Annotated in this window: 17 protein-coding genes; 11 read left to right on the top strand and 6 right to left on the bottom strand. The window is 51.3% G+C overall.

Annotation, left to right across the window (positions count from 1 at the left end; genetic code table 11):
- Positions 1-68: 68 nt before the first annotated feature.
- Positions 69-1241 carry a cystathionine beta-lyase gene (locus NB640_RS04420; protein WP_269309963.1) on the top strand — a complete coding sequence of 391 codons (1173 nt, stop codon included), beginning with the start codon at positions 69-71 and terminating at the stop codon, positions 1239-1241.
- Here the strand turns inward: NB640_RS04420 and NB640_RS04415 are convergent.
- Together NB640_RS04415 and NB640_RS04410 are read right to left on the bottom strand one after the other, a co-directional pair.
- Positions 1238-1825 (bottom strand): LOG family protein, encoded by a 588-nt coding sequence (locus NB640_RS04415; protein ID WP_269310392.1) that lies wholly within the window; start codon positions 1823-1825, stop codon positions 1238-1240. The two genes, NB640_RS04420 and NB640_RS04415, sit on opposite strands and share 4 nt — an antisense overlap.
- Before the next feature lie 149 nt (positions 1826-1974).
- On the bottom strand, positions 1975-2634 hold the full coding sequence (locus tag NB640_RS04410; protein ID WP_269309962.1) for a GntR family transcriptional regulator: 660 nt from the start codon (positions 2632-2634) through the stop codon (positions 1975-1977).
- A 225-nt stretch (positions 2635-2859) separates the two neighbouring features.
- Here NB640_RS04410 and ggt point away from each other — a divergent pair, with 225 nt between their 5' ends.
- A complete protein-coding gene (gene ggt, locus NB640_RS04405; protein ID WP_269309960.1) occupies positions 2860-4611 on the top strand; it encodes a gamma-glutamyltransferase in 1752 nt (583 codons plus the stop codon).
- A gap of 53 nt (positions 4612-4664) precedes the next feature.
- On the opposite strand, the gene NB640_RS04400 is transcribed toward ggt, so the two are convergent.
- Together NB640_RS04400 and serS are read right to left on the bottom strand one after the other, a co-directional pair.
- Positions 4665-7004: a bifunctional diguanylate cyclase/phosphodiesterase gene (locus NB640_RS04400; RefSeq protein WP_269309959.1), complete on the bottom strand. Its 2340-nt coding sequence runs from the start codon at positions 7002-7004 to the stop codon at positions 4665-4667.
- A gap of 203 nt (positions 7005-7207) precedes the next feature.
- Positions 7208-8506 carry a serine--tRNA ligase gene (gene serS, locus NB640_RS04395; protein ID WP_269309957.1) on the bottom strand — a complete coding sequence of 433 codons (1299 nt, stop codon included), beginning with the start codon at positions 8504-8506 and terminating at the stop codon, positions 7208-7210.
- A 315-nt stretch (positions 8507-8821) separates the two neighbouring features.
- Here serS and gdhA point away from each other — a divergent pair, with 315 nt between their 5' ends.
- Complete coding sequence (gdhA, locus tag NB640_RS04390; RefSeq protein WP_269309956.1) at positions 8822-10165, top strand: NADP-specific glutamate dehydrogenase; 1344 nt, start codon at positions 8822-8824, stop codon at positions 10163-10165.
- 45 nt (positions 10166-10210) lie between these two features.
- Here gdhA and NB640_RS04385 read toward each other — a convergent pair whose 3' ends face one another.
- On the bottom strand, positions 10211-11497 hold the full coding sequence (locus tag NB640_RS04385) for a replication-associated recombination protein A (RefSeq protein ID WP_269309954.1): 1287 nt from the start codon (positions 11495-11497) through the stop codon (positions 10211-10213).
- A 116-nt stretch (positions 11498-11613) separates the two neighbouring features.
- Between NB640_RS04385 and NB640_RS04380 the strand changes: the two genes are divergently transcribed.
- Positions 11614-12210, top strand: coding sequence for an NUDIX domain-containing protein (locus NB640_RS04380; RefSeq protein WP_269309953.1), 597 nt, complete (start codon positions 11614-11616; stop codon positions 12208-12210).
- Positions 12211-12355: 145 nt separating this feature from the next.
- Positions 12356-12559, top strand: a complete 204-nt coding sequence (locus tag NB640_RS04375; RefSeq protein WP_269309952.1) for a cold-shock protein — start codon at positions 12356-12358, stop codon at positions 12557-12559.
- Between the two features lie 65 nt (positions 12560-12624).
- Here the strand turns inward: NB640_RS04375 and NB640_RS04370 are convergent, their stop codons facing one another.
- A complete protein-coding gene (locus NB640_RS04370) occupies positions 12625-13020 on the bottom strand; it encodes an acyl-CoA thioesterase (protein ID WP_269310391.1) in 396 nt (131 codons plus the stop codon).
- Positions 13021-13211: 191 nt separating this feature from the next.
- Between NB640_RS04370 and NB640_RS04365 the strand changes: the two genes are divergently transcribed.
- The 6 genes from NB640_RS04365 to glgA all read left to right on the top strand — a co-directional run bounded on the left by NB640_RS04365 (position 13212) and on the right by glgA (position 23805).
- A complete protein-coding gene (locus tag NB640_RS04365; RefSeq protein WP_408637942.1) occupies positions 13212-14837 on the top strand; it encodes an electron transfer flavoprotein-ubiquinone oxidoreductase in 1626 nt (541 codons plus the stop codon).
- Between the two features lie 185 nt (positions 14838-15022).
- On the top strand, positions 15023-17197 hold the full coding sequence (gene glgB / locus NB640_RS04360; protein WP_269309949.1) for a 1,4-alpha-glucan branching protein GlgB: 2175 nt from the start codon (positions 15023-15025) through the stop codon (positions 17195-17197).
- Between the two features lie 3 nt (positions 17198-17200).
- Complete coding sequence (gene glgX / locus NB640_RS04355) at positions 17201-19246, top strand: glycogen debranching protein GlgX (RefSeq protein ID WP_269309948.1); 2046 nt, start codon at positions 17201-17203, stop codon at positions 19244-19246.
- Between the two features lie 103 nt (positions 19247-19349).
- Positions 19350-20981: an alpha-D-glucose phosphate-specific phosphoglucomutase gene (locus tag NB640_RS04350; RefSeq protein WP_269309947.1), complete on the top strand. Its 1632-nt coding sequence runs from the start codon at positions 19350-19352 to the stop codon at positions 20979-20981.
- Positions 20982-21024: 43 nt separating this feature from the next.
- The gene (gene glgC / locus NB640_RS04345) at positions 21025-22326 is read left to right on the top strand and encodes a glucose-1-phosphate adenylyltransferase (protein WP_269309946.1); all 1302 of its coding nucleotides are present in this window, start codon (positions 21025-21027) and stop codon (positions 22324-22326) included.
- Positions 22327-23805, top strand: coding sequence for a glycogen synthase GlgA (gene glgA / locus NB640_RS04340; protein WP_269309945.1), 1479 nt, complete (start codon positions 22327-22329; stop codon positions 23803-23805).
- Positions 23806-24078: the final 273 nt, after the last annotated feature.

The following is a 24078-nucleotide window of genomic DNA, read 5'->3' as shown; positions in this document are numbered from 1 at the left end:
CCTCACCGTCTGCACGTATCAGAAGGATACGGTAAGATGGGAACCATCAACCATACAGGAGAGTGAACATGAGTAAGTCAAAAGAACGTCAGACGAAGCTCCTTCACAGTGACTATCAGCCACCGGCTGATTTCGGGGCTTTCCCCACACCGGTATATCACGCCTCAACCGTGCTTTTCAAAAGTGTGGCTGCCATGCGTTCACGCGACTGGCAGAGCCGTGATTCTTACACGTATGGTTTGCATGGCACGCCAACGACTTTTACGCTGGAAGAACAACTGGCGCAAATTGAAGGCGGCAACCACTGTATTCTCGCGCCCAGCGGACTGGCGGCTATTGCCATTGTTGATTTTGCGTTTCTCCGTTCCGGGGATGATGTGCTGATCCCGGAAAATGTCTACAACCCGAATCGTGAACTGGGCAATTGGCTGACCCATGATTTTGGTGTCACCGCCCGTTATTATGATCCGATGATTGGTGCCGGCATTGCTGATCTGATTCGTCCCGATACGCGCTTGATCTGGGCAGAGACGCCGGGTTCTGTCACGATGGAAGTGCCGGATATTCCTGCTATCTGCAAGGCAGCACACGAAAAAGGAGCTATTGTCGCCGTGGATAATACCTGGTCTGCCGGTCTTGGTTTCGATGCGCTTTCGCATGGGGCTGATGTTGTCCTGCATGCGCTGACCAAATACCAGGGCGGTGCTTCTGATCTGCTCATGGGCGCGTTGATTACCCGGGACGATGATCTGCACCGGAAGCTGAGTGTTGCGCACATGCGTTTTGGCATGGGGGTGGGGGCAGACGATGTTTATCTTGTTTTACGTTCCCTGCCGACGATGAAACTTCGTTTTGAAAAACACGGCAAGGCAGCAATGGAGATTGCCAGTTGGCTGAAATCACGCCCTGAAATCAGCCGCGTTCTGCACCCGGCGTTTGAGGATTGTCCGGGCCATGAATTTTTCAAACGTGACTTCACCGGTGCCGGCGGGTTGTTTTCCGTTCTCTTTGACAAGCGGTATAGCGAAAAACAGACGGATCGTTTCGTTGAAGCGCTGCAGCTCTTCAAGCTCGGGTTCAGTTGGGGAGGCGCACACAGCCTGTGTGCGCCGTTTCGCATTATGGATGACCGCAAGGACTGGGGATATAACGGACACCAACTGGTGAGGTTTTATATCGGTCTTGAAGAAACCCAAGATCTGATAGCCGATCTGGAGCAGGCCTTTACGGTGTTTTCCTAAATCAAAAACCGGGCGGAAGCCTTGCTTTCGATTTCTTCGGGTGCGGATGCATCACGCAGTTTTGTCACGAGTGTCTTGGGATCTGCTGCGGTAAACAGCATGTCAGCATAACGGGTATCGACAAATCCCTGGTCAACCAAGTGGTCGATTAAGCCGATCAGGTTGTCATAAAAACCATCGATGTTGAGGATGCCGATCGGCTTTTCATGCACGCCCAGCATGCTCCAGGTGAATGTTTCAAATAACTCGTCCAGTGTGCCCATGCCGCCGGACAGGGTGATGAACCCGTCTGCCAGTTCGGCCATCATGGCTTTTCTTTCGTGCATGTCCTTGACAATGTAAAGACGGGTCAAACCATCGTGCCCGACTTCTTTTTCAAGCAGGTCCTTGGGGATAACGCCTGTGACCTCTCCGCCCAAACGCAAGACTTCATCTGCGAGAATTCCCATCAACCCGACATGTGCACCACCATAAACCAGCGCAATATTGTCATTGACCATTTCCTGGGCCAGTGCCCGAGCTGCATCAGCATGGATTTCGGAATTTCCCATGCGCGAGCCGCAATAAACACAAATTGATCTCAGCATTATTTTTATTTCTGTCCACCTGGCTGACCGGGTCACCCAAGTATGTGAAGAGGGTTACAACATACACGCCATGTTAGCGCAGGCAGGATGATATTTCAAAAGAAATATCAACTATTGATAAATGAAGGCGCTCTAAAAGCGGTGAATCAGATGGCTTTGATCGTCCGTGTAGTGTATTCCTCCACATAGTCGATCAGACTGTCGCTGGCTTTTTCCGCTTTTTCCTCGTTTCCTTCTGCAATAGCACTGGCAATGGCGGCATGGAGCCGGCAGACCTTGGGCAGGTCGCCAAAGTGCTTGAAATAGAGAAACCAGAAACGGCGGGTTTGTGCCTGGATGGAAGACATGGCCAGCCGCGCATATTTATTGCGGGCGGAATCTGCCAGCAACTGGTTGAATTCCCTGTCCGCCTGAATAAACATGCTTTCATCATTGGCTTTGGCGGTTTTCATAAATTCTTCGCTCAAGGCGGCAAATTGTTCTTTTTCCGTTACGCTGGCAAATTGTGCCGCCCGATTTGCCATGATACGTTCCAGTCCCCTTCTGACTTCAATCAGCCTGAACTGGTCTGTCATATCGATTTCCGAGATCGTAATGCCGGAGCGCGGTGTAATAATCACCGTTCCCTCATAAGCCAGCTTTTGCAAGGCTTCCCGAATAGGGGTTCTGCCAATGCCCAGCCGCTCACTCAACAGGTTCTCGGAAATTTTCTGGCCGGGTTCCAGTTTGAGGCTGACAATCATCTCTTCAATCAGTTCATAGGCTTTCTGGGCCTGGCTGGGCATTTTGTTTTCTGATGTATCCATTGGGGTTCCTGGGTTGGAGGGCCAATAGGGCCAAATGAAGATGCAGCATCTCAGAATTGTATTTTGAAAGTGCAAGAGAATGCATTTTTTCGTTTCAAAATGTTTGCCTTTTCTCAAAAAAATGTATACTGAAAATGCTCACCTGATATATCAGATATTAAAAATTCGTATATCAGGCGAGGGTGTTGCACGAAGAAGCGTTTTCATCATTCTTAAGGGGCTTGTATGAAAAAGACAAAGAAAAACATTCTGGTAGGCATGCTTGTCGCATTAGGCTGCCTGTCGGTTGCCGGTACGGCGCTCGCCGAAAAGTCGCCGGGGAAGTATTGTGAAACGGCCGGACGCTGCATTGATCCTATTGCCACCAATGGTGTTGTAACCACACCACATTACCTGGCCTCTGAAGCCGGGCTTGCTGTTTTGCGGCAGGGAGGCAATGCGGTTGATGCCGCGATTGCCGCCGCCTCAACGCTGGCAGTGGTTTATCCGCAGATGAACACCATCGGCGGGGATAACTTCTGGCTGATATATAACGCCAAAACGGGGGAAGTCAGGGCATTGAACGCCAGCGGCCGTTCGGGTGAAAAAGCCAGCATTGAATATTACAAGAGCAAGGGCCTGGATAAAATCCCGGCTCGCGGATATCTCGCTGCCAATACCGTACCGGGTGTGGTTTCCGGTTGGGATGCGGCTCACAAATATGCCAGAAGCAGTATGGGAAATACCGGTATGCCCTGGAACCGGCTGTTTGACAGCGCGATTTCCTATGCACAGAAAGGTTTTCCGGTCACACCGTCATTACAGCGGTGGGCGGAAATCAATGTGGACCCGAAGGATTCAGAATTCCGGAATCTGCAGCGCTTTGACGGATTCCGTCAGACCTATCTGAAACCGGATGGCGCACCTTACAAGGTAGGGGAAATCATGAAGCTGCCGGAACTGGCCACTTCGCTTGGATTGATTGCCAAAAGCGGTGCCGATGTATTTTATCGTGGCGTCATTGCGAAAAAAATCGTGGCAGACTTGCAAGCCAATGGCGGCATGCTGACCGAAAAGGATTTTGCCAGCCACAAGGCAGACTGGGTAAAACCGCTGACGGTAGATTATCGAGGCTACAAGGCATACAATCTGCCGCCGAATACCCAGGGCATGGCGTCACTTGAAATCCTGAATATCCTGAACAACTTTGATGTCAAGAAACTGGGCGAAGGCTCTGCGGACTATTATCACCTTGTGGTAGAGGCGACAAAGGAAGCCTTTGTTGACCGCGACAAGTATCTGTCCGACCCTGACTTTGTGCAGATTCCGTTGGAAAGGTTGCTGTCCAAACAGCATGGACAGCAACAGGCCAAGCGCATCAGAATGGATCAGACCGCACAGAACCTGAAGCTGCTGGAACCCAAGGGTGACACGATCTGGCTGGGTGTGGTTGACAAGGACGGCAATGCGGTTTCACTGATCCAGAGTATCTACCACGACTTTGGTTCTGCCATTGTGCCGAAAGGAACCGGTATCCTTCTGCAAAATCGTGGCAGTTTCTTCTCGCTTGATCCTGCACATGTGAACCGGCTTGAGCCGAAGAAGCGGACTTTCCATACACTGAACGCGGCCATGCTGCTGAAAGACAACAAGCCTTATCTCGTTTATGGCACGATGGGTGGTGAGGGGCAGCCGCAGACCCAGGCAGCCATTGTCACCCGCGTGGTGGATTTCGGTATGTATCCACAGGATGCGATTACAGCTCCCCGCTGGTTAAATGGCCGGACATGGGGCGCCGCCTCAAATGACCTGAAAATGGAAGGGCGTATTCCGGAAGAGGTGCTTTCCGAGCTGAAACGCCGTGGACATCCCGTAGTGAAGGTGGATGACTATACCGATACCATGGGGCATGCCGGAGCTATTATGGTTGATCCAAAAACTGGTCTGAAATATGGTGCAACCGATCCCCGTGGGGATGGCCTGGCTGCTGGTTATTGATCACGCATCCCGAGCGGGAAAATGAAGGCCGGCATGTCCGGCCTTCATATATTTCAGTGATTGGCAGTCTGTTTGTTCAGGTTTTGCGTATGCTGATTATAAAAGCGGATGAAGTCATCCGGTGGAAGGGGGGTGCTGAACCAGTAACCCTGGATGGCATGGCATCCCAGTTCTTTTAACAGGACATATTGTTCCGTTGTTTCGACACCTTCAGCAATAACCTGATATTCCAGACTGTTTGCCATATTGATGATGGCGCTGATAATGGCGCGATCATTGATATTTGTAACCATATCATTAACAAAGGCACGATCAATTTTCAGGACATTGGCATCGAATTTTCTCAGATAGGCAAGACTTGAGTAGCCGGTGCCAAAATCGTCAATACTGATTTGCATGCCAAGTTCCTGCAGTTCCTGAATAATCAGGAGTACCCGCTCGGTATCTGTCATCATGAGTGTTTCCGTCATTTCCAGTTCCAGTTGGCTCGGAGGAAACGTATTTTTTTCCAGCACCACCTTGATACTGTTAAGCAGATCCCGGCGCTGAAACTGGATGGGAGAAATATTGACCGCAACCCGGATAGAGGCGCTCAGTTCATCATTCCAGGCTTTCACCTGGCGACAGGCTTCATCAAGTATCCAGGGACCAAGCGAATTAATAAAGCCTGTGCGTTCGGCGACCGGAATAAATTCAGCGGGAGAAATCAACCCTCTTGTGGGGTGTTGCCAGCGGATCAAGGCCTCGCAGCCAATCAGTTTCCCGGTTTTTAAAGAAAGCTGGGGCTGGTAAACCAGGAAGAATTCCTTTTGCTCCAGGGCTTTTTCCATGTCTGCATCCAGTCTGTTGCGGGCGGCCAGATCAACAGACATTTGCGTGTGATAGAAAGCATATTCGGCACGTCCTTTTTCCTTGATACTGTAAAGCGCCGTATCGGCATGCCGAAGTATTTGCGATGCTGTCTGGCCATCGGTAGGATACATTGCGATGCCGATACTGGCGGTCAGGCGCAGTGTTACTCCGCTGACATCCAACGGTGCATGGATGGCTTCCTGAATTTTGATGGCAATGTTTTCCACATCTGAAGGAGAGCCAATATCATTCAAGAGCGTGATGAAGGTATCTTCGGTTCGGCGAATAATAGTGTCCGTTTTGCGGATAACTTCCTGGATCCGTTCGTTGATGACTTGCAGGATGTTGTCTCCGGTTTCATAATCGAAGGTGTCATTGACTTCCTTGAAAGCATCCATGTCGATGTACATCACAGCAAATTGTTTGCCTGACGCGTCCGCACGCGATATTTCCCGGTTGATCAATTGCTTGGCCATCGCCCTGCGCTGCCGAATGCGCTGGAGTATCTGGAACTGATAGGCCACGACAGTCAGCACCAGAAAGAAAAGCATCCCGCCACCGATCAGTATGATCAGAAAGAGGCGGTGTTCCGTTCTGGCAAGGAGACTTGACGCATCAATGGCCGTCATCAGTGTGAATTCATCGCCCATGATTTTTGTTGTCATCACATAAAAGGGTGATGACAGATCACCAATCTGCATGAGCTGGATTTTGTCGATTCCTTCCCATGGTGTAATTGACAGCACCGGAAATTCGGTACGGTTGTAACGATCCATGCGATGCTTTTCAGAAAGCATATGAACCGTTGCATCGGGCAGGGACATCATTTCAAACTGATGGTTGCCTGCCTGGATAATGACGCCGTACTTGTCAATGAGAATCCCGTTGATCTGACTTACCCAGTTGTAGAGATAGGAAAGATTGACCTTGCTGGCAACCACACCGATGGTGTGGTTATCCTGGCGGATGGGTGAGGCAAAAAAGAGGCCGGGAATCCCGGTGCGCACACCGAAAGCATACTGGTGCCTTTTCTTGCCGCTGATACCGTCAATAAAATAGTTGCGGTAATCAAAACGGGTACCCACGAAACTTTCGCGATCGGATGCATTGCCTGAAGCGATCGTAATGCCGTCTTTTTTCATGATCCAGATATTGCTGATCACATCGGCATCTTTGGCGGCATAAGCCAGCTCTTCGTTTATCAGGCGCAGGCGTGGCTGTTTTTCATAATAGAGTCGGCGCTGTTCTTCGGGCAATTGACTGATGGCTGAGTGACGGTTTTCCCGGTCTACTGCCTCCCGGATATTTTCATATCGGCTGAGAAGATCGGTGACATATTGCAGTAACCGGATCGTTCTGCCCAGTCCGTCTTCCAGCTCATGCATTCCTTCTTTGGCTCGTTCCTCAATCGTTTCCTGTGCCTGTTCGGCTTGCCAGGTGGTGTAAAGACGCGTTGAAAACCAGGCGAGCAGAGCCCAGATCAGTGAAGCGAACAGGAAAAAGAAGACAAACGGCTGGCGTTTCAGGGATTGTGGGCTCATTGTTATCTGGAGGGGACAGATATTACTCAGGGTTTCAGGGGGGCTACTCACTGGACAAATATGGACTAAGACATTTATCCAGATTACTCGGGTTCATAAAAAATACCACAAATACTCCAAGGACAGAAGTTTTAATACGATAGACGCAAAAAAAAGACAGGCGCCCCGTTTCGTGACGCCTGTCTTTTTTTGAATTCAAAGCGTTATTTTTTCTCTGGTATCAGACGGGTCTGTCCATTCATGTAGGGTTGCAGCACGGTGGGGATTGTGACGCTGCCGTCAGCCTGCTGAAAATTCTCCAGAAAGGCAACCAGTGTGCGGCCCACGGCCAGCCCGGAGCCATTTAAGGTATGTACCAGTTCGGGACGCCCTTTGTCATTACGGTAGCGGGCCTGCATCCGCCTTGCCTGAAAGGCCTCACAATTGGAAACAGAAGAAATTTCCCGATAGGTGTTCTGCGATGGCAGCCAGACTTCCAGATCATATGTTTTGGAAGCCGAAAATCCCATATCACCTGTGGACAGGGCAACGACACGGTAAGGGAGCCCCAGTTTTTCGAGAATGCGCCCGGCATTTTTGACCATTTCATCCAGGGCCTCATAGGATTTTTCCGGATGGACAATTTGTACCATTTCCACCTTGTCAAACTGGTGCATCCGGATCATACCGCGTGTATCGCGGCCATAACTCCCGGCTTCCGAGCGAAAACACGGGGTGTGTGCCGTCAGTTTGACCGGCAGATCATCTGCCGGGAGGATCTCATCCCTTACCATGTTGGTCAGCGTCACTTCGGCGGTGGGGATCAGGTACAGATTTTCTTCATCGCTTTCCTGTCCGCCCTTTTTGGCGGCAAAAAGATCATGTTCAAATTTGGGAAGCTGCCCGGTTCCAAAGAGGCTTTGAGCATTGGCGATATAAGGCGTATAGCATTCGGTGTAGCCATGTTCGCATGTCTGGACATCGAGCATGAATTGCGTCAGGGCACGGTGAAGCTGTGCCATTTTCCCTTTCATCACACAAAAACGGCTGCCGGTGATTTTGGTCGCTGATTCAAAATCCAGTCCCAGTGGCACGCCAACATCGACATGATCCCTGACCTCAAAATCAAACTCCCGCGGAGAACCCACACGGCGGACTTCCTGATTGGCTGATTCATCGGCACCCACAGGTACCGACTCGTGCGGCAGATTGGGAATATTCTGGACAAGTTCATTGAGTTTTGCCTGAACTTCTGCCAGCAGGGTTTCGTTGGATTTCAGGCTGTCTCCCAGCCCGCTGACTTCAGCCATCAGGGTGGAGGTATCCTCGTTTTTTCCTTTCAGGATGCCGATCTGCCTGGAAAGCGAGTTTCGTTTGGCCTGCATGTCTTCTGTTTGCGTCTGGATTTGCCGGCGTTCCTGTTCAAGAACGTTAAAGGCCGGAATATCCAGTTCAAAATGACGGGTTTTTAAACGTGCCGCAACAGCGTCAATGTCTTTGCGAAGAAGTTGAATATCGATCATGTCTGATGAGAAGGATAAAAAACCATCATTGTAGCCTCAGTGCGTCATTTTGACTGCTCATTCATCAATTAAAGGCGGCTTTGGCAAGCCGCCTGAGCTGTGCAGCGGATTTGCTTGTGATGGGCCTGTGGATAACCTGAAAATAGCCATTTACTTGCTGCCATTATCTTGTAATAATGGTTCCCCCTGCCATATATGGGGGAATGGGCGGTCTTTCCTTTCATGTGCAAAGAAAATCTGAAAGGGAGCTGCTCATTTTGTTGCAGAAAAAGCCATTTTTCTGTCGATTGGCAATTTTTTAGATTGGATGACTCAATGAAATTAAGAAGTCTCGAAGATTTTCTGGACGGGGTCAAAGCACGCGATCCCAATCAGCCTGAGTTTCATCAGGCTGTAACAGAAGTAATGGAAAGTCTCTGGCCTTTCCTTGAAAAAAATCCGCGTTATGCACAAAAAGGTCTTTTAGACCGTCTGGTTGAGCCGGAACGCCTGATTCAGTTCCGGGTTTCCTGGGTTGATGATAATGGCAATGTTCATGTCAACCGTGGCTACCGTATCCAGCACAATTCTGCGATTGGTCCGTATAAAGGCGGTTTGCGTTTCCATCCCTCGGTCAACCTTTCCATCCTGAAGTTTCTGGCATTTGAGCAGACCTTCAAGAATGCACTGACAACGCTGCCTATGGGCGGTGGTAAAGGCGGTTCGGACTTTGATCCGAAAGACCGCAGTGAAAATGAAATCATGCGTTTCTGCCAGGCCTTTATTACCGAACTGTATCGCCATGTCGGATCCGACACGGATGTTCCGGCCGGTGATATTGGTGTTGGAGCACGTGAAGTCGGCTTTATGGTGGGCATGAACAAAAAACTCACAAACCGCTCCGATTGTGTTTTCACCGGCAAAGGCCTTACCTACGGAGGTTCCCTGATCCGTCCGGAAGCAACCGGTTATGGCACGGTGTATTTTGTCGAGGAAATGCTCAAGCGTGCCGGCAAGGATCTGAGCGGCATGAAGGTATCGGTTTCCGGTTCTGGCAACGTGGCGCAGTATGCCATTGAAAAGTGCATCCAGCTTGGCGCGAAAGTGATTACCTGTTCTGATTCCGGTGGTACGGTTGTGGATGAAGACGGTTTCACGGCAGAAAAGCTGGCGACCCTGATGGAAATCAAGAATGTCCAGTATGGTCGTTGCAGTGAGTATGCATCCAAGGTTGGCGCCAAATTTGTCCCACAGGCGACGCCATGGCATGTCCCGGTAGAAATCGCTTTGCCATGTGCAACGGAAAACGAGCTTAATGAAGCGGACGCAAGAACGCTCGTCAAGAATGGTCTTATCAGTGTGGGTGAAGGTGCGAATATGCCTTCCACTGCAGAAGCTGTCAGGCTGTTTGAAGAAGCCCGCATTCTGTATGCCCCGGGTAAAGCCAGCAATGCAGGTGGTGTGGCAACTTCCGGTCTTGAAATGTCCCAGAATTCACTGCGGATGTCCTGGACCCGTGAAGAAGTTGACCGGAATCTGAACAACATCATGAAAAACATCCACAATGCATGCGTTCAGTATGGAGCACGTTCTGATGGCACAATCAGTTATGTCAATGGCGCGAATATCGCGGGCTTTGTCAAGGTTGCTGATGCAATGCTTGCGCAAGGTGTTATTTAAGCGAAGCCTTTCGCAGGAAGAGGGTCTGGTTTTCCAGACCCTTTTTTATTTTTTGCCGGCCTTTTTGTCGAGTTCAGCCAGCCAGGCCAGTTTTTCCGCAATCCTGCTTTCAAGGCCTCGCGGTGTCGGGCGATACCAGTAAGGTTCTTTCATTCCTTCCGGTAAATAGGTTTCTCCCGCCGCAAAAGCTTCCGGTTCATCGTGGGCATAGCGGTAGAGTTTTCCGTAACCCAGCTCTTTCATCAGTTTGGTCGGTGCATTGCGCAAATGTTCCGGCACCGGCCAGGTCTTGTCCTTGCTGATGAAGGAACGCGCGGCATTGTATGCCATGTAAACGGCATTCGATTTTGCCGCGCAGGCCAGATAAATCACGGCTTGGGCCAGTGCAAGCTCACCTTCGGGCGAGCCGAGCCTCTCGTACGTTTCTGCCGCGTCTAGCGCCAGGCGTAGCGCCCGGGGGTCAGCCAGGCCGATGTCTTCTGTTGCCATGCGGATAATACGTCTTGCCAGATAACGCGGGTCAGCACCCCCATCCAGCATACGGACAAACCAGTACAGGGACGCATCCGGATTGGAGCCGCGGACTGACTTGTGCAGCGCAGAGATCTGGTCATAAAAATTGTCCCCGGCATTGTCAAAACGCCTGACAGCATCCCCCAGCGTTTCCCCAAGCAGGACAGCATCAATTTCTGCCTGTCCTTTGACTTCGGCCGCATGTGCGGTTATCTCCAGTGTATTTAAGAGCCGTCGGGCATCCCCATCGGCATTGGCGACCAGTATATCGCTGGCATCAGCCGTAACGGTAAGCGGGGATAGCAGCGTTTCCAGCGCACGGTTCAAAAGGAAGAGCAGGTCACCCTCTTCCAGAGGGTGAAGGACATAGACTGTTGAACGGGACAACAGCGCATTATTCACTTCAAAGGACGGGTTTTCTGTCGTGGCACCGATAAAAGTGAAAAGACCGCTTTCCACATAGGGTAAAAAGGCATCCTGCTGACTTTTGTTAAAACGGTGTACCTCATCAACAAACAGAATGGTTCGCCTGCCGGACTGGCTCCGGGTATATTCTGCACGTTCAACCGCTTCGCGGATGTCCTTGACGCCGGATAAAACAGCAGACAGCGCAATAAATTCAGCATTGAACCCATCCGCCATCAGACGGGCGAATGTGGTTTTGCCAACGCCAGGCGGACCCCACAGGATCATGGAGTGGGGTTCACCGGACGCAAAGGCAACACGCAAAGGTTTACCGGGGCCCAGCAGATGCTGCTGACCGACCATATCGTCGATGGATCCCGGACGAAGGCGTTCTGCCAAAGGTACCTGTGTCATGAAAAAAACGGGTCAGATAAAAAGAATAGTCTAGCCGATAGCAGGGTAATGTGACAAAGAAAGCGTTAATATCATAAAAGAACCGATTACTGATTTTTTACGTTGAGACAAACCATATGATTTCTTCTGACAATGAGGCGGCACTGCCCGGGAGTAACCTGGATGAAACAGCGCTTGAGAGCCGGATCATGCACAAGGGGCTTTTTTTTGACGTGTATCGGGACAAAGTCCGCCTGCCGGATAATGAAACCTCCCAGCGTGAATATATCCGGCATCCTGGTGCAGTAGTGATTCTGCCCATGCTGGATGATGGCAGGTATCTCATGGAGCGGCAGTTTCGCTATCCCTTAAACCGGGTTTTTCTGGAATTTCCTGCCGGGAAAATCGATGCAGGGGAGGAGCCTTTCGACACGGCAAAAAGAGAACTGATGGAAGAGACCGGTTATACGGCCAGCGACTGGCAGTATGTGTGCACCATTCACAATGCCATTGGTTATTCGGATGAGGCGCTTACCATCTACCTGGCCAGGGGGCTTAAGTCAGGAAAAGAGCATCGTGATGAAGAAGAGTTTATTGAAACCTTTTCGGCAACGCTCTCCCAGTTGCTTTCATGGGTAAAGGAAGGACAGATTACGGATGCCAAAACCATTATCGGCACGTTCTGGCTCGAAAAAATCCATTCCGCGCAGTGGGAATTATCACATCCTGGGTAAAAAGGTAGCCAGAAGCGGTCTCTGTTCTGCTAAAATGGGCTGTTGCACTGGTTAAACATAATAAAGGTCGCCCAGGCTTTCCTGTGTGTTCTGGTGCAATAAATGGTTAGATGAAAACCTGGATTAACTGAAATAGGAAGAAGTAATGGCAACTGGTACTGTTAAATGGTTCAATGATGCAAAAGGTTTTGGTTTTATTACGCCGGACGAGGGTGGAGAGGATGTGTTCGCGCATTTTTCAGCCATCAAATCCGATGGTTTCAAGTCTCTCAAGGAAAATCAGCGCGTATCTTTTGAGATCAATACCGGTCCAAAAGGCAAGCAGGCTTCGAATATCGAAGCAGCTTAAGCGTGCATTGAGCATGGCAAACCCCGCTAAAGCGGGGTTTTTTAATGGGTGAGCGCCTTGTCCGGTTATGCGGTGATCATTTCACGCACGGTATCAGGCAATGGTGAAGACTTTCCGGTGCTTCTGTCTACCCATACGACCCTTGCACCGCCGCGGGCATATACGGTATCAGGATCATCCGTGCGGCGTATTTCCTGCAGGATTTCAAAACTGGTCCGACCGGGTGAGCCGGCGTAGGTACGGACTTCGATTTCACCCGGATAGGTGAGGGCGACCATAAACGAACAATGCGCATTGACGACAACGGTTTCCATACCGGCGTTTTTTTCACGGCCAATGAAAGCGTACCATTCGATACGCGCCTGTTCGAGATAACGGAAATAGACGGTATTGTTGACATGCCCCATGGCATCCATGTCTCCCCATCGCATCGGGATGATCGATGTATAGACATGTTTCATATTCTCAAGAAGGTCTTTTTTCATTGTGTTTTAATTCCATTTGTATCTGTCATGAAAAGGCTGCAGCCGATATGATTGCATGATTGCAGAGGATTTCGTACCCTGTCGGATAAAAATGACGTTGGAGTAAATGGTTTGACCAGGTAAAAATGGCTGAAAACAAACAGAACCTCTCAGAGTCACGAGACACAATGGATTACGACATTGTGATTGTCGGTGCCGGCCCTGCCGGCCTGGCGGCTGCCATTCGCCTGAAACAGCTTGCCGCTGAAAGTGAACGGGCGCTGTCTGTCTGTGTACTGGAAAAAGGGTCCGAACCGGGAGCGCATATTATTTCTGGCGCGATCATGGATCCAAAGGCTTTGGATGAGCTGCTGCCGGGCTGGGAAAAAAAGGGCGCGCCCGCGTCCGTTCCTGTCTCTGCGAACCGCTTTTCCTTTCTTACACAGGGGAAGGCTTTTCCGCTTCCGGATATGCTCTTGCCCCATTCGCTGAAAAATACAGGGAACCATGTGCTCTCGCTGTCGCGTTTGGTGCGCTGGCTTGCCGAGCAGGCCGAAATACTGGGGGTGGATGTCTTTTCGGGATTTGCCGCAACAGAAATCCTCTATTCGGAAAATGGCAGTGTTAAAGGCGTGGCGACTGGTGCCATGGGAATCGGGCGGGATGGCAGGAAGACATCACGGTATCAGCCAGGCGTTGAGATTTTTGCATCATATACATTTTTTGCTGAAGGTGCACGCGGACAACTGGGACAGCAGCTCGTTTCGCAGTTTTCCCTGGATAAGGGGCGCGATCCGCAGGGGTATGCCCTCAGCCTGAAAGAAATATGGCAGGTACCTCCCGAAGACCATAAGCCTGGTCTTGTCATTCATACCGCGGGATGGCCGCTTGACCATGCAACATACGGCGGTGGTTTTCTGTATCATATGCCGGGCAATCGGGTTGCGGTCGGCTTGATGGTCGGACTGGCTTATGACAACCCCTATCTTTCGCCTTACAGCGAATTTCAGCGGCTCAAGACCCATCCGGCTATTGCTGTTTTCCTCAAGGAGGGGAAATGCCTGGAATATGGCGCAAGAGCGCTGGCAGCGGGCGGCCTGCAGGCATTGCCGGAACCGGTTTTCCCCGGAGGCGTGTTGGTGGGCTGCTGCGCAGGATTCATGAATGGTGCCAGTCTGAAGGGTATCCATACAGCGATCAAGTCAGGCATGCTCGCCGCTGAAGCCGCTTTTGAAGCGCTGTGTGCCGGACGTAAGCAGGATGTGCTCAAGGCGTTTCCCCGCCTTTTCCGCCAATCCTGGCTGTATGAAGAACTCTACCGCGCCCGGAATTTCAAACCCTGGATGGGCAAAGGATTGCTGCCGGGCAGTTTCATGTTTGGCCTTGATCAGGTTGTCCTGCGTGGAAAGGCACCCTGGACACTTCACCGCCACCAGCCGGATCATGCAAGCCTCAAGCCTGCCGCATCCAGCCGCCGGTTGTCATACGATCAGGATGGTGTACCGGAAAATGCCATGCTGTCGTCACTTTATCTTTCCGGCACCCACCATGAAGAAAATCAGCCATCGCACCTGCTGCTCAAGAATGAGCAGGTGCCGGTTGCGGTTAATCTGGCAAAGTATGCCGGGCCGGAATCACGGTATTGCCCCGCGGCGGTCTATGAATTTGTTACGGACGAGACGGGAACACCTCATCTTCGTATCAATGCGTCCAATTGCCTGCACTGCAAGACCTGCGATATCAAGGACCCGACCGAAAACATCATCTGGGTTGCGCCTGAGGGCGGTGATGGCCCGGAATACCAGGATATGTAGTTTTCCGGCATTTCATTCTGTTTTGGCTGAAGCCTGTCATAAAACATACAGAAAAAACAAAAAAGTTGCTCCGGAATATCATTTTTCCCGGAGAAAATGTTTTACCATTGATTATAAGGTCGCCTTGACCTCGTTGTTGATCAAAGGCAGTTTTTCATCGGGTCGTTGTATTTTGAGGATAGACAATGCCAGAAACCATCATGCCGGATTCAGCCTTGCAGGCCCTGATAGCGGGAGATCATCGCGATCCGTTCTCTATCCTGGGCATGCACAGGGAAAAGGGGCGGCTTCTTGTCCGTGCGCTGATTCCCGGGGCATGGCATGTTTCCGTTATCGATACCGCCAGCGAAAAGGTGGTGATGGACCTGCCAAGGGTCAATAACAGTGCCCTGTTTGAAGGGTATTTTGACGATCGCCGTGAACCTTTCGCCTATCGTTTGCGTGTCAACTGGGGGACACATGAGCAGGATATGGAAGACACCTATCGTTTTCCCAACGTCCTGGGTGACATTGATGTCTGGCTGCTGGCAGAGGGAACGCATCACCGCCCTTATGAAAAAATGGGCGCCCATCCCAGGGAATTTGATGGCGTGCCGGGCGTAACGTTTGCCGTATGGGCGCCCCATGCGCGACGGGTATCTGTTGTCGGCGATTTCAATGATTGGGATGGCCGCCGCCACATGATGCGCTACCGGGTGGAGTGTGGTGTCTGGGAAATATTCATCCCCCATCTCATGCCCGGTGACTTGTATAAATATGAGATCAAGACACAGTCGGGAGACATTCTCCTGAAAGCCGATCCCTTTGCCTTTCGTGCAGAGCTTCGTCCGGATACGGCGTCCATTGTTCACTGGCTTCCCGAGGTTTACCCCTCACGGGAGGATCGCAAAAAAGCGAATGCGCTGAATGCGCCGGTGAGTATATATGAGGTGCATCTCGGCTCATGGCGGAAAAAGGATGGCTGGCGCTGGCTGACCTATCGCGAACTGGCAGAGGAACTGATTCCTTACGTGAAAGACCTGGGGTTCACCCATATTGAGCTGTTGCCGATTTCCGAGCATCCGCATGACGGGTCATGGGGATATCAGCCGATTGGCCTTTATGCGGTTACCTCGCGTTTTGGCACACCGGATGAATTCCGGGATTTTGTCGATGTGGCACACGATAACGGCATTGGCGTCATCCTTGACTGGGTGCCTGCGCATTTTCCTTCTGATGCGCATGGTTTATACCGCTTTGATGGCACCAGCCTTTATGAACACGAGGACCCGAAAGAAGGGGTGCACCAGGACTGGGGCAGCATCATCTATAACTATGGACGTTCAGAAGTCAGCAATTACCTGGTGGGCAATGCCCTGTACTGGATAGAGCGGTACGGTATAGATGGCCTGCGGGTTGATGCGGTTGCTTCCATGCTTTACAGGGACTACAGCCGGGCGCCTGGTGAATGGGTTCCCAACCAGTATGGTGGGCGCGAAAATCTCGAAGCCATCGTCTTTTTGCGGAAAATGAATGAAATCGTTGGTACCGAGAGGAAAGAAGCTGTCACGATGGCAGAGGAGTCCACCAGTTTCCCGGGGGTTTCCCGTCCTGTCTGGGATGGTGGCCTGGGTTTTCATTATAAATGGAACCTGGGATGGATGAACGACACGCTGTCGTATATGAGTGAAGATTCTGTCTACCGGAAATATCACCATGACAAGCTGCGCTTCGGCATTATGTATGCCTGGTTTGAGAATTTTATTCTGCCCCTTTCGCATGATGAAGTGGTGCACTGCAAGGGCTCACTGATTGGCAAGATGCCAGGGGATGAATGGCAGCGTTTTGCCAATCTGCGCTGCTATTACGGATTCATGTGGGGCTTTCCCGGGAAAAAACTGCTTTTCATGGGAGGGGAGATTGCACAGTATGCTGAATGGGATGCCAGCGGCAGTATTGAATGGCATCTGCTCCAGTACCCGCTGCATGCCGGTGTCCATCGCCTGATTTCCGATCTGAATGCGGTCTATACCCGTTATCCTGCCCTGTACGAACAGGATTTTGAGCCGGCAGGATTTGAATGGATCATTCATGATGATGTCGATAGTTCGGTGGTGTCTTTCATTCGATGGGATGCCAACGGTGATTTTGTGATGGTGGTGTGCAACTTCACCCCCATTCCCCGTTACGGATACCGGATTGGCGTACCCAGGGCCGGATGGTACCGTGAAATCATCAATACGGATGCCCATATTTATGGTGGAAGCGGCATCCACAATGGGGAGCTTCAGACGCAGGCGGTATGGTCAAATCACCATGATTTCTCATTGGAGATAACCGTGCCGCCACTGGCGACCTGCATGTTCATAAGAAAGGAATGATGAATGGCTTTCAGCGATCTGGGCAAACTGGAACCTGGCTCACATCTGCCTTTAGGCGCCCATTGGGATGGAAAAGGCATCAATTTTGCCCTGGTCGCGCCCCATGCGGAGTCGGTTGCACTCTGTATTTTTGATGATGCCGGCCAGCATGAAGTCAAACGCTATCGGCTGTCATCACGGGAAGAAGGCATCTGGCACGGTTATCTGCCGGAGGCTTCGCCTGGTCTTGTCTACGGCTATCGTGTTGCCGGCCCTTACCGGCCGGAAATGGGTCACCGCTTCAATGCAAACAAACTGCTTTTGGACCCCTATGCCAGGCGGGTCATCGGGCAATTCAGGGGGGAAGATGATTTTCGTGATGACAGCCCGGCTGATACGGGTGCCATCGCCCTGAAAGGGCAGGTTATCCATGAGGTGTATGATTGGGAAGGGGTTGCCCGTCCGGATATTCCCGTTGCAGAAATGATTATTTATGAAACCCACGTTAAAGGGTTTACCCGGCGGCATCCGGATGTGCCGGCGGCGTTGCAGGGAACGTATGCCGGGATGGCGCATCCGGCAGTACTGGATTATCTTGAAAATCTGGGCATTACGTCAGTCAGCCTGTTGCCGGTTCAGGCCCGTGGCGATGAGCCGCGCCTGCTGAAAATGGGGCTCTCCAACTATTGGGGATATTCCACGATTGGTTTTTTTGCACCGGAAAGCCGGTACTGGTCCGGCCGGCCGGGGACAACGCCGGTTTCGGAATTCAAGGATATGGTCAAAGCCCTGCACAGCCGGGGGATCGAAGTGATTCTGGATGTGGTTTACAACCATACTGTCGAAGGTGGCCGGGATGGTTCCATGCTGAGTTTTCGCGGGATTGATAATGCGGTTTACTACCATCTGCCGCCCAATAACCGGGCAGAGTATGTTGACTGGTCGGGTTGCGGAAATTGCGTGAATCTGGGGCATCCCAGGGTATTGCAGTTGGTGATGGATTCGCTGAGATATTGGGTTGAGGAAATGCATGTCGACGGATTCCGCTTTGATCTGGCGCCCATCCTGGGCAGGGACAGGGAAGCGTATTCCCCAACTGCCGGTTTTTTCACGGCTATTACGCAGGATCCTGTTCTCTCACGGGTCAAGAAAATTGCCGAACCCTGGGATCTGGGGCCAAACGGTTATCAACTGGGATACTTTCCGCCAGGCTGGATGGAATGGAATGATGTTTACCGCGATACGATGCGGGCATTCTGGCTGCATCAATGGCCAACACTGGGGGAATTCACCAGACGTTTTGCCGGATCAAGCGATATTTTCAGACATGAAGGCCGCATGCCTTCGGCTTCCGTCAATTTTATTACTGCCCATGACGGCTTCACCCTGCAGGATCTGGTCAGCTATAACCACAAACATAATGAAGCAAACGGGGAAGATAACCGGGACGGACATAACAAAAACCACAGTTGGAATTGCGGTGTGGAAGGACCGGCAACCGGGGCCAATGTGAATGCGCTGCGGGGGCAATACAAACGGGCCATGATGGCCACGCTGCTGTTTTCCCAGGGGACCCCCATGATTTTAGCCGGGGATGAGTTGGGGCAAACCCAGCAGGGCAATAATAATGCGTACTGTCAGGATAATGAAATTACCTGGTTGAACTGGCAGGATGCCGACACGGACTTCATGGAATATGTCCGTGAACTGATCCGTTTGCGTAAGCAATATCCTGCGCTGGGGTATTCACGATGGTTTGAGGAAGAAACGGTCGCTCTGGCCAATTCCGATTACACGATCCGCTGGCTGTCGAGTGCCGGAGGTGAAATCTCGGGAGATGCATGGAACAACAAGAGTAATTATTGTATGGGGCTCTTGATTCGCACCAATGGCGCATCACGTGATTGCCTGGTACTGATGAATGCATCAGCACAGGAAGTGGTTTTCCGGTTACCAGGAGGAAGATGGCAACTGGAGATGGATAGTGATGGTGAAATGGAAAAGGGAGCGCACCTGGAGTTTCAGGCGCTCTTGCACCCTCGTACCATACTGCTGGCAGTTCCTCGTTAAACTTGATAACATAGGTTAAGGCGTCACTGATAAGAGCGCATCAGTCCTGACTTCAGTTGATGAGACGACATTACCGGTTGTTTTTTCGAACAGGAGAGCAAACATGTCCATTCAGACGATATCAACAATACCAGTGGCAGGGCAGGAGCCCGGGACATCGGGTTTGCGCAAGAAAGTGACCGTTTTCCAGCAACCCCACTATCTTGAAAATTTTGTCCAGTCCATCTTTGATTCACTTGACGGGCTTTCCGGGCAAACGCTGGTGCTTGGCGGGGATGGGCGTTATTACAATCCTGTTGCCATTCAGACGATTTTACGTATGGCGGCAGCCAATGGATGGGGACGCGTTCTCGTTGGGCAACATGGCATTCTGTCTACCCCGGCAGTGAGTTGCATTATTCGTAAATATGAAGCATACGGCGGTATTGTCCTGTCGGCCAGCCATAATCCTGGCGGACCGGACGGGGATTTCGGCATCAAATACAACATCAGAAACGGCGGCCCTGCGCCGGAAAAAATCACTGAAGCTATCTATGCCCGTTCGCAGGTGATTACCGGGTACTGTATCAGCGATGCGCCCGATGTCGATTTGAGCCGGATCGGTACGACAGAAATGGAGGGGATGAAAATTGAAGTCATCGATTCCGTTTCTGATTATGCCGGGTTGATGCAATCACTTTTTGATTTTGATGCGATCCGTTCGCTTTTCTCAGGCGGATTCACCATGCGCTTTGATGCCATGCATGCTGTATGCGGCCCCTATGCCACCCGGATTATTGAGGGTGAACTTGGTGCGCCGGAAGGAACAGTTGTGAATGCGGTGCCGCTTGAGGATTTTGGCGGCCATCATCCGGATCCTAATCCGGTTAATGCGCATGAACTGATTGAAATCATGAATGGGTCTGATGCCCCGGATTTTGGTGCAGCAACCGATGGTGATGCGGATCGCAACATGATTGTCGGACGCCATTTTGCCGTGAGTCCCTCTGACAGCCTGGCCATTTTGGCGGCCAATGCCACCCGGATACCGGGATACAGCAAGGGAATTGCCGGTATCGCGCGATCCATGCCAACGTCAACGGCTGCCGATCATGTGGCTGCGGTACTGAAGGTTCCCTGTTATGAAACGCCCACCGGCTGGAAGTTTTTTGGCAACCTGATGGATGCCGGCAAAATCAGTTTGTGTGGCGAAGAAAGTTACGGAACCAGTTCGAGCCATATACGGGAAAAAGACGGGCTTTGGGCAATTCTTTTCTGGCTGAACCTGATTGCCGCTACCGGCAAATCAGTCAATGCGCTGGCCGCAGAACACTGGTCGCGTTATGGCCGGAATTACTATTCACGGCATGATTATGAGCACGTGGACGCTGAGCGTGCCAATACGCTCATTACGGACTTGCGGAAAAAACTGCCTTCTCTGGCAGGCATGCGCTTTGGCTCAAACGTGATTGAGCGGGCAGATGATTTCAGCTATACCGATCCGGTGGATGGTTCGGTTTCGGAAAAACAGGGTATACGCATTTTGTTTGCTGATGGTTCACGCATTATCTTCCGTCTCTCGGGTACGGGTACGGTTGGTGCGACATTGCGTGTTTATTTTGACCGGTATGAATCCGACAAGAATATGCATGACCTGGACCCGCAGGCCGCGTTGGCGGATCTGATTGGCATTGCATCAGAAACTGCCGGTATTCTTGAGCACACCGGGATGAAAAGTCCTACTGTGATTACCTGATTTTTTTATGACAATTAAAACAAGAAGTACGAGGGAGGCCTGAATGAAACTTGTTGTAGACAAGCTGTTGCTGGCAAGCCAGCTCCCCAGACGTACCATTGCCCTTGTCCTGGCAGGGGGACGGGGAAGCCGTCTGATGCAGTTGACGGAAAATCGCGCTAAGCCGGCGGTATATTTTGGCGGAAAGTTCCGCATTATCGATTTCGCCCTGTCCAATTGCATTAATTCCGGCATTCGCCGGATCGGGGTGATTACCCAGTATCGCCCCCATTCGCTTATCCGCCACCTGCAGCGCGGCTGGAGTTTTTTACGCGGCGAGCAAAATGAGTTTGTCGACCTGATGCCTGCCGGGCAGCAGATGGAAGAAGGACTCTGGTACAGGGGAACCGCCGATTCTGTTTCCCAGAATATGGGGATTTTGCGCTCCTATCAGCCAGACTATATTCTGGTTCTGGCAGGGGATCATATTTACAAGATGGATTATTCACAGCTGCTTTTGGATCATGCGGAGAAAAAATCCGCCTGTACCGTCGCCTGTGTTGAGGTGCCACGCGAAGACGCCTCGGGTTTCGGGGTGGTTGCTGTGGATGAAAACCGGAAAATAACCGGTTTTCTGGAAAAGCCGGAAAATCCGCCAAGCATGCCGGGCAACCCGAATATGACATTGGCCAGTATGGGCGTGTATGTGTTCAACGCGGATTATCTGTATGAGCTTCTGGCAGAAGATGCGGAAGATGCCACGTCTGCCCATGATTTTGGCAAGGACATCATTCCCAAGGTGGTTGGTCTGGGAGAGGCCATGGCGCATTATTTCAGCATGTCGTGCGTGCCGCCCTCCAGCCTTGTCAGGCCTTACTGGCGGGATGTCGGGACGGTGGATGCCTTCTGGTCCTCCAATCTGGATTTGACATCCAATATGCCCGAGTTGAACCTGTATGATGAAGACTGGCCTATCTGGACGTACCAGGAGCAGGAACCGCCCGCCAAGTTTGTCCCTGATCCGCATGGTATGGATGGGGTGATATCCAACACGATGGTTTCCGGCGGGTGCATCATTTGTGGATCCAAAATATCCAATACGGTTCTTTTTTCCAAAGTGAGGGTGAATCCTTTCTGCAATGTCGACCAGTCGGTGGTGTTGCCTGATGTTGAAATCGGTCAGGGATCCCGTATCAAAAAAGCGATTATTGACCGGGGATGCCGGATTCCGGAAGGTACCGTCATCGGTGAGGATCACGAACTGGATGCGCAACGCTTTTACAGAACACCGAATGGCGTCGTGCTGGTGACGGATGAGATGCTGGCAAAGCACTATAATTTTGAACATGTTCCCAGGGTCGAATAAGTGAGATCCAAAAAACGTGCCCTACGGGTTCTGCATGTCTGCAGCGAGATATTCCCTTATCTGAAAACAGGTGGCTTAGCCGATGTAACAGGGGCCCTGCCGCCTGCGCTTGCCAAAATGGGGTGTGATGTCAGGATGCTGGTTCCGGGTTTTCCTGATTTTGTTAACCCTATCCAGAACAAACATCTTGTGGCGGAGTTGCCCCCCCGTTTTGGTGCCCATGCGCTTCGGCTTTACTATGGTACGTTGCCGCAGACAGGACTGTCGGCCTACTACATTGATGCGCCGGGGCTTTATGACCGTCCAGGCAATCCCTATATTGATATTTATGGCCAGTCATACGGGGACAACCATCGCCGTTTTGCACTGCTTGGATGGATGGCCGCCCGCCTGGTTGAGGGATTTGATTTTTTCTGGCGGCCTCAGATCATGCATGGACATGACTGGCATGCCGGACTGGCTTTTGCCTATCTTCAGGTGCTTCAGCGGGCAAAGGGTGAAAAGCTGGCGGGTTCTGTTTTTACCATCCATAACATGGCTTATCAGGGGAATTTCCCGGGACATGTTTTCGGGGAGCTGGATTTGCCCGATGACCTTTTCAACCCGGAAGGGATGGAGTTTTATGGTCAGGTTTCCTTTCTCAAGACCGGTCTTTCCTATGCGGATAAAGTAACAACCGTCAGCCCCACCTATGCCCGGGAAATCCATGGCGGAGAGCAGTCATGCGGGCTCGGTGGTGTCGTCCAGAGGCGGGATCCGGATGTCGTCGGTATTTTGAATGGTATTGACACGCAGGTATGGAACCCTTCTACAGACGATACGCTGGCCACAACCTATAACGCAAGGTCCATTAACGGCAAAAAGCAGTGTCGGCTTGCCTTGCAGCAGGAGATGGGATTGCGTTCACAGAATACCGCCCCGCTTTTTTGCGTGGTCAGCCGTTTTGCGTCGCAAAAAGGCTTGAATCTCGTGCTGGGCGTGATGAATATGCTGCTGGAAAAAGGCGCTCAGATTGTGATTGTCGGCAATGGAGAACATCATCTGGAGCGGGCTTTTTCAGATTATGCCCATCATCATCCCCAGCAGGTTGCTGTCAGGATTGGCTATGATGAAGCCCTTGCCCACCGGGTGATTGCCGGCAGTGATGTCATTATGGTTCCGTCCCGTTATGAGCCGTGCGGTCTGACACAGTTTTACGGATTGCGGTACGGTACATTGCCCCTGGTTCATCGTGTGGGCGGGCTGGCTGATTCTGTTACCGACACGACGCCGGAAAATCTGATGGACAAAACGGCGACAGGCTTTATCTTTGATCATTTTGATATTTCCGCGATGGAAGATGCCGTTAACCGGGCATTTGCACTTTTCAGCCAGCCCCGTGAGTGGCGGGTGGTTCAAAGACAGGGAATGAAGCAGCAATTGGGCTGGAAGCATTCTGCCAGCGAGTATAAAAAGCTGTATGACGAAATCAGGGTATAAGCGGACATCATGTGATCCAAAAATGGACTGAGGCGGAATCGCTGACTTTTTGTTTCTTAATGGCAATTTTTTGACGTTCATGCTTGCCAAAGGGATGGCTGTAAGGTTATATTCATAGCATAAGGTTTCGGGCCTGCCCTGTTAGGCGGGCTGTGTTTCTGTCTAGAACTCATTTCATAAATCATTTTGGAGTAATTTTTAGCCGATCATGGAGATAAAAGTGGTGGAAAGTGCCACTAAAATGAGCAAAAAATCGCATTTTTAATGCAAAAC

The organism is Oxalobacter vibrioformis (assembly GCF_027118995.1).
GTDB classification, from domain to species: domain Bacteria; phylum Pseudomonadota; class Gammaproteobacteria; order Burkholderiales; family Burkholderiaceae_D; genus Oxalobacter; species Oxalobacter vibrioformis.
This window is presented reverse-complemented; position numbering and strand designations above follow the sequence as displayed.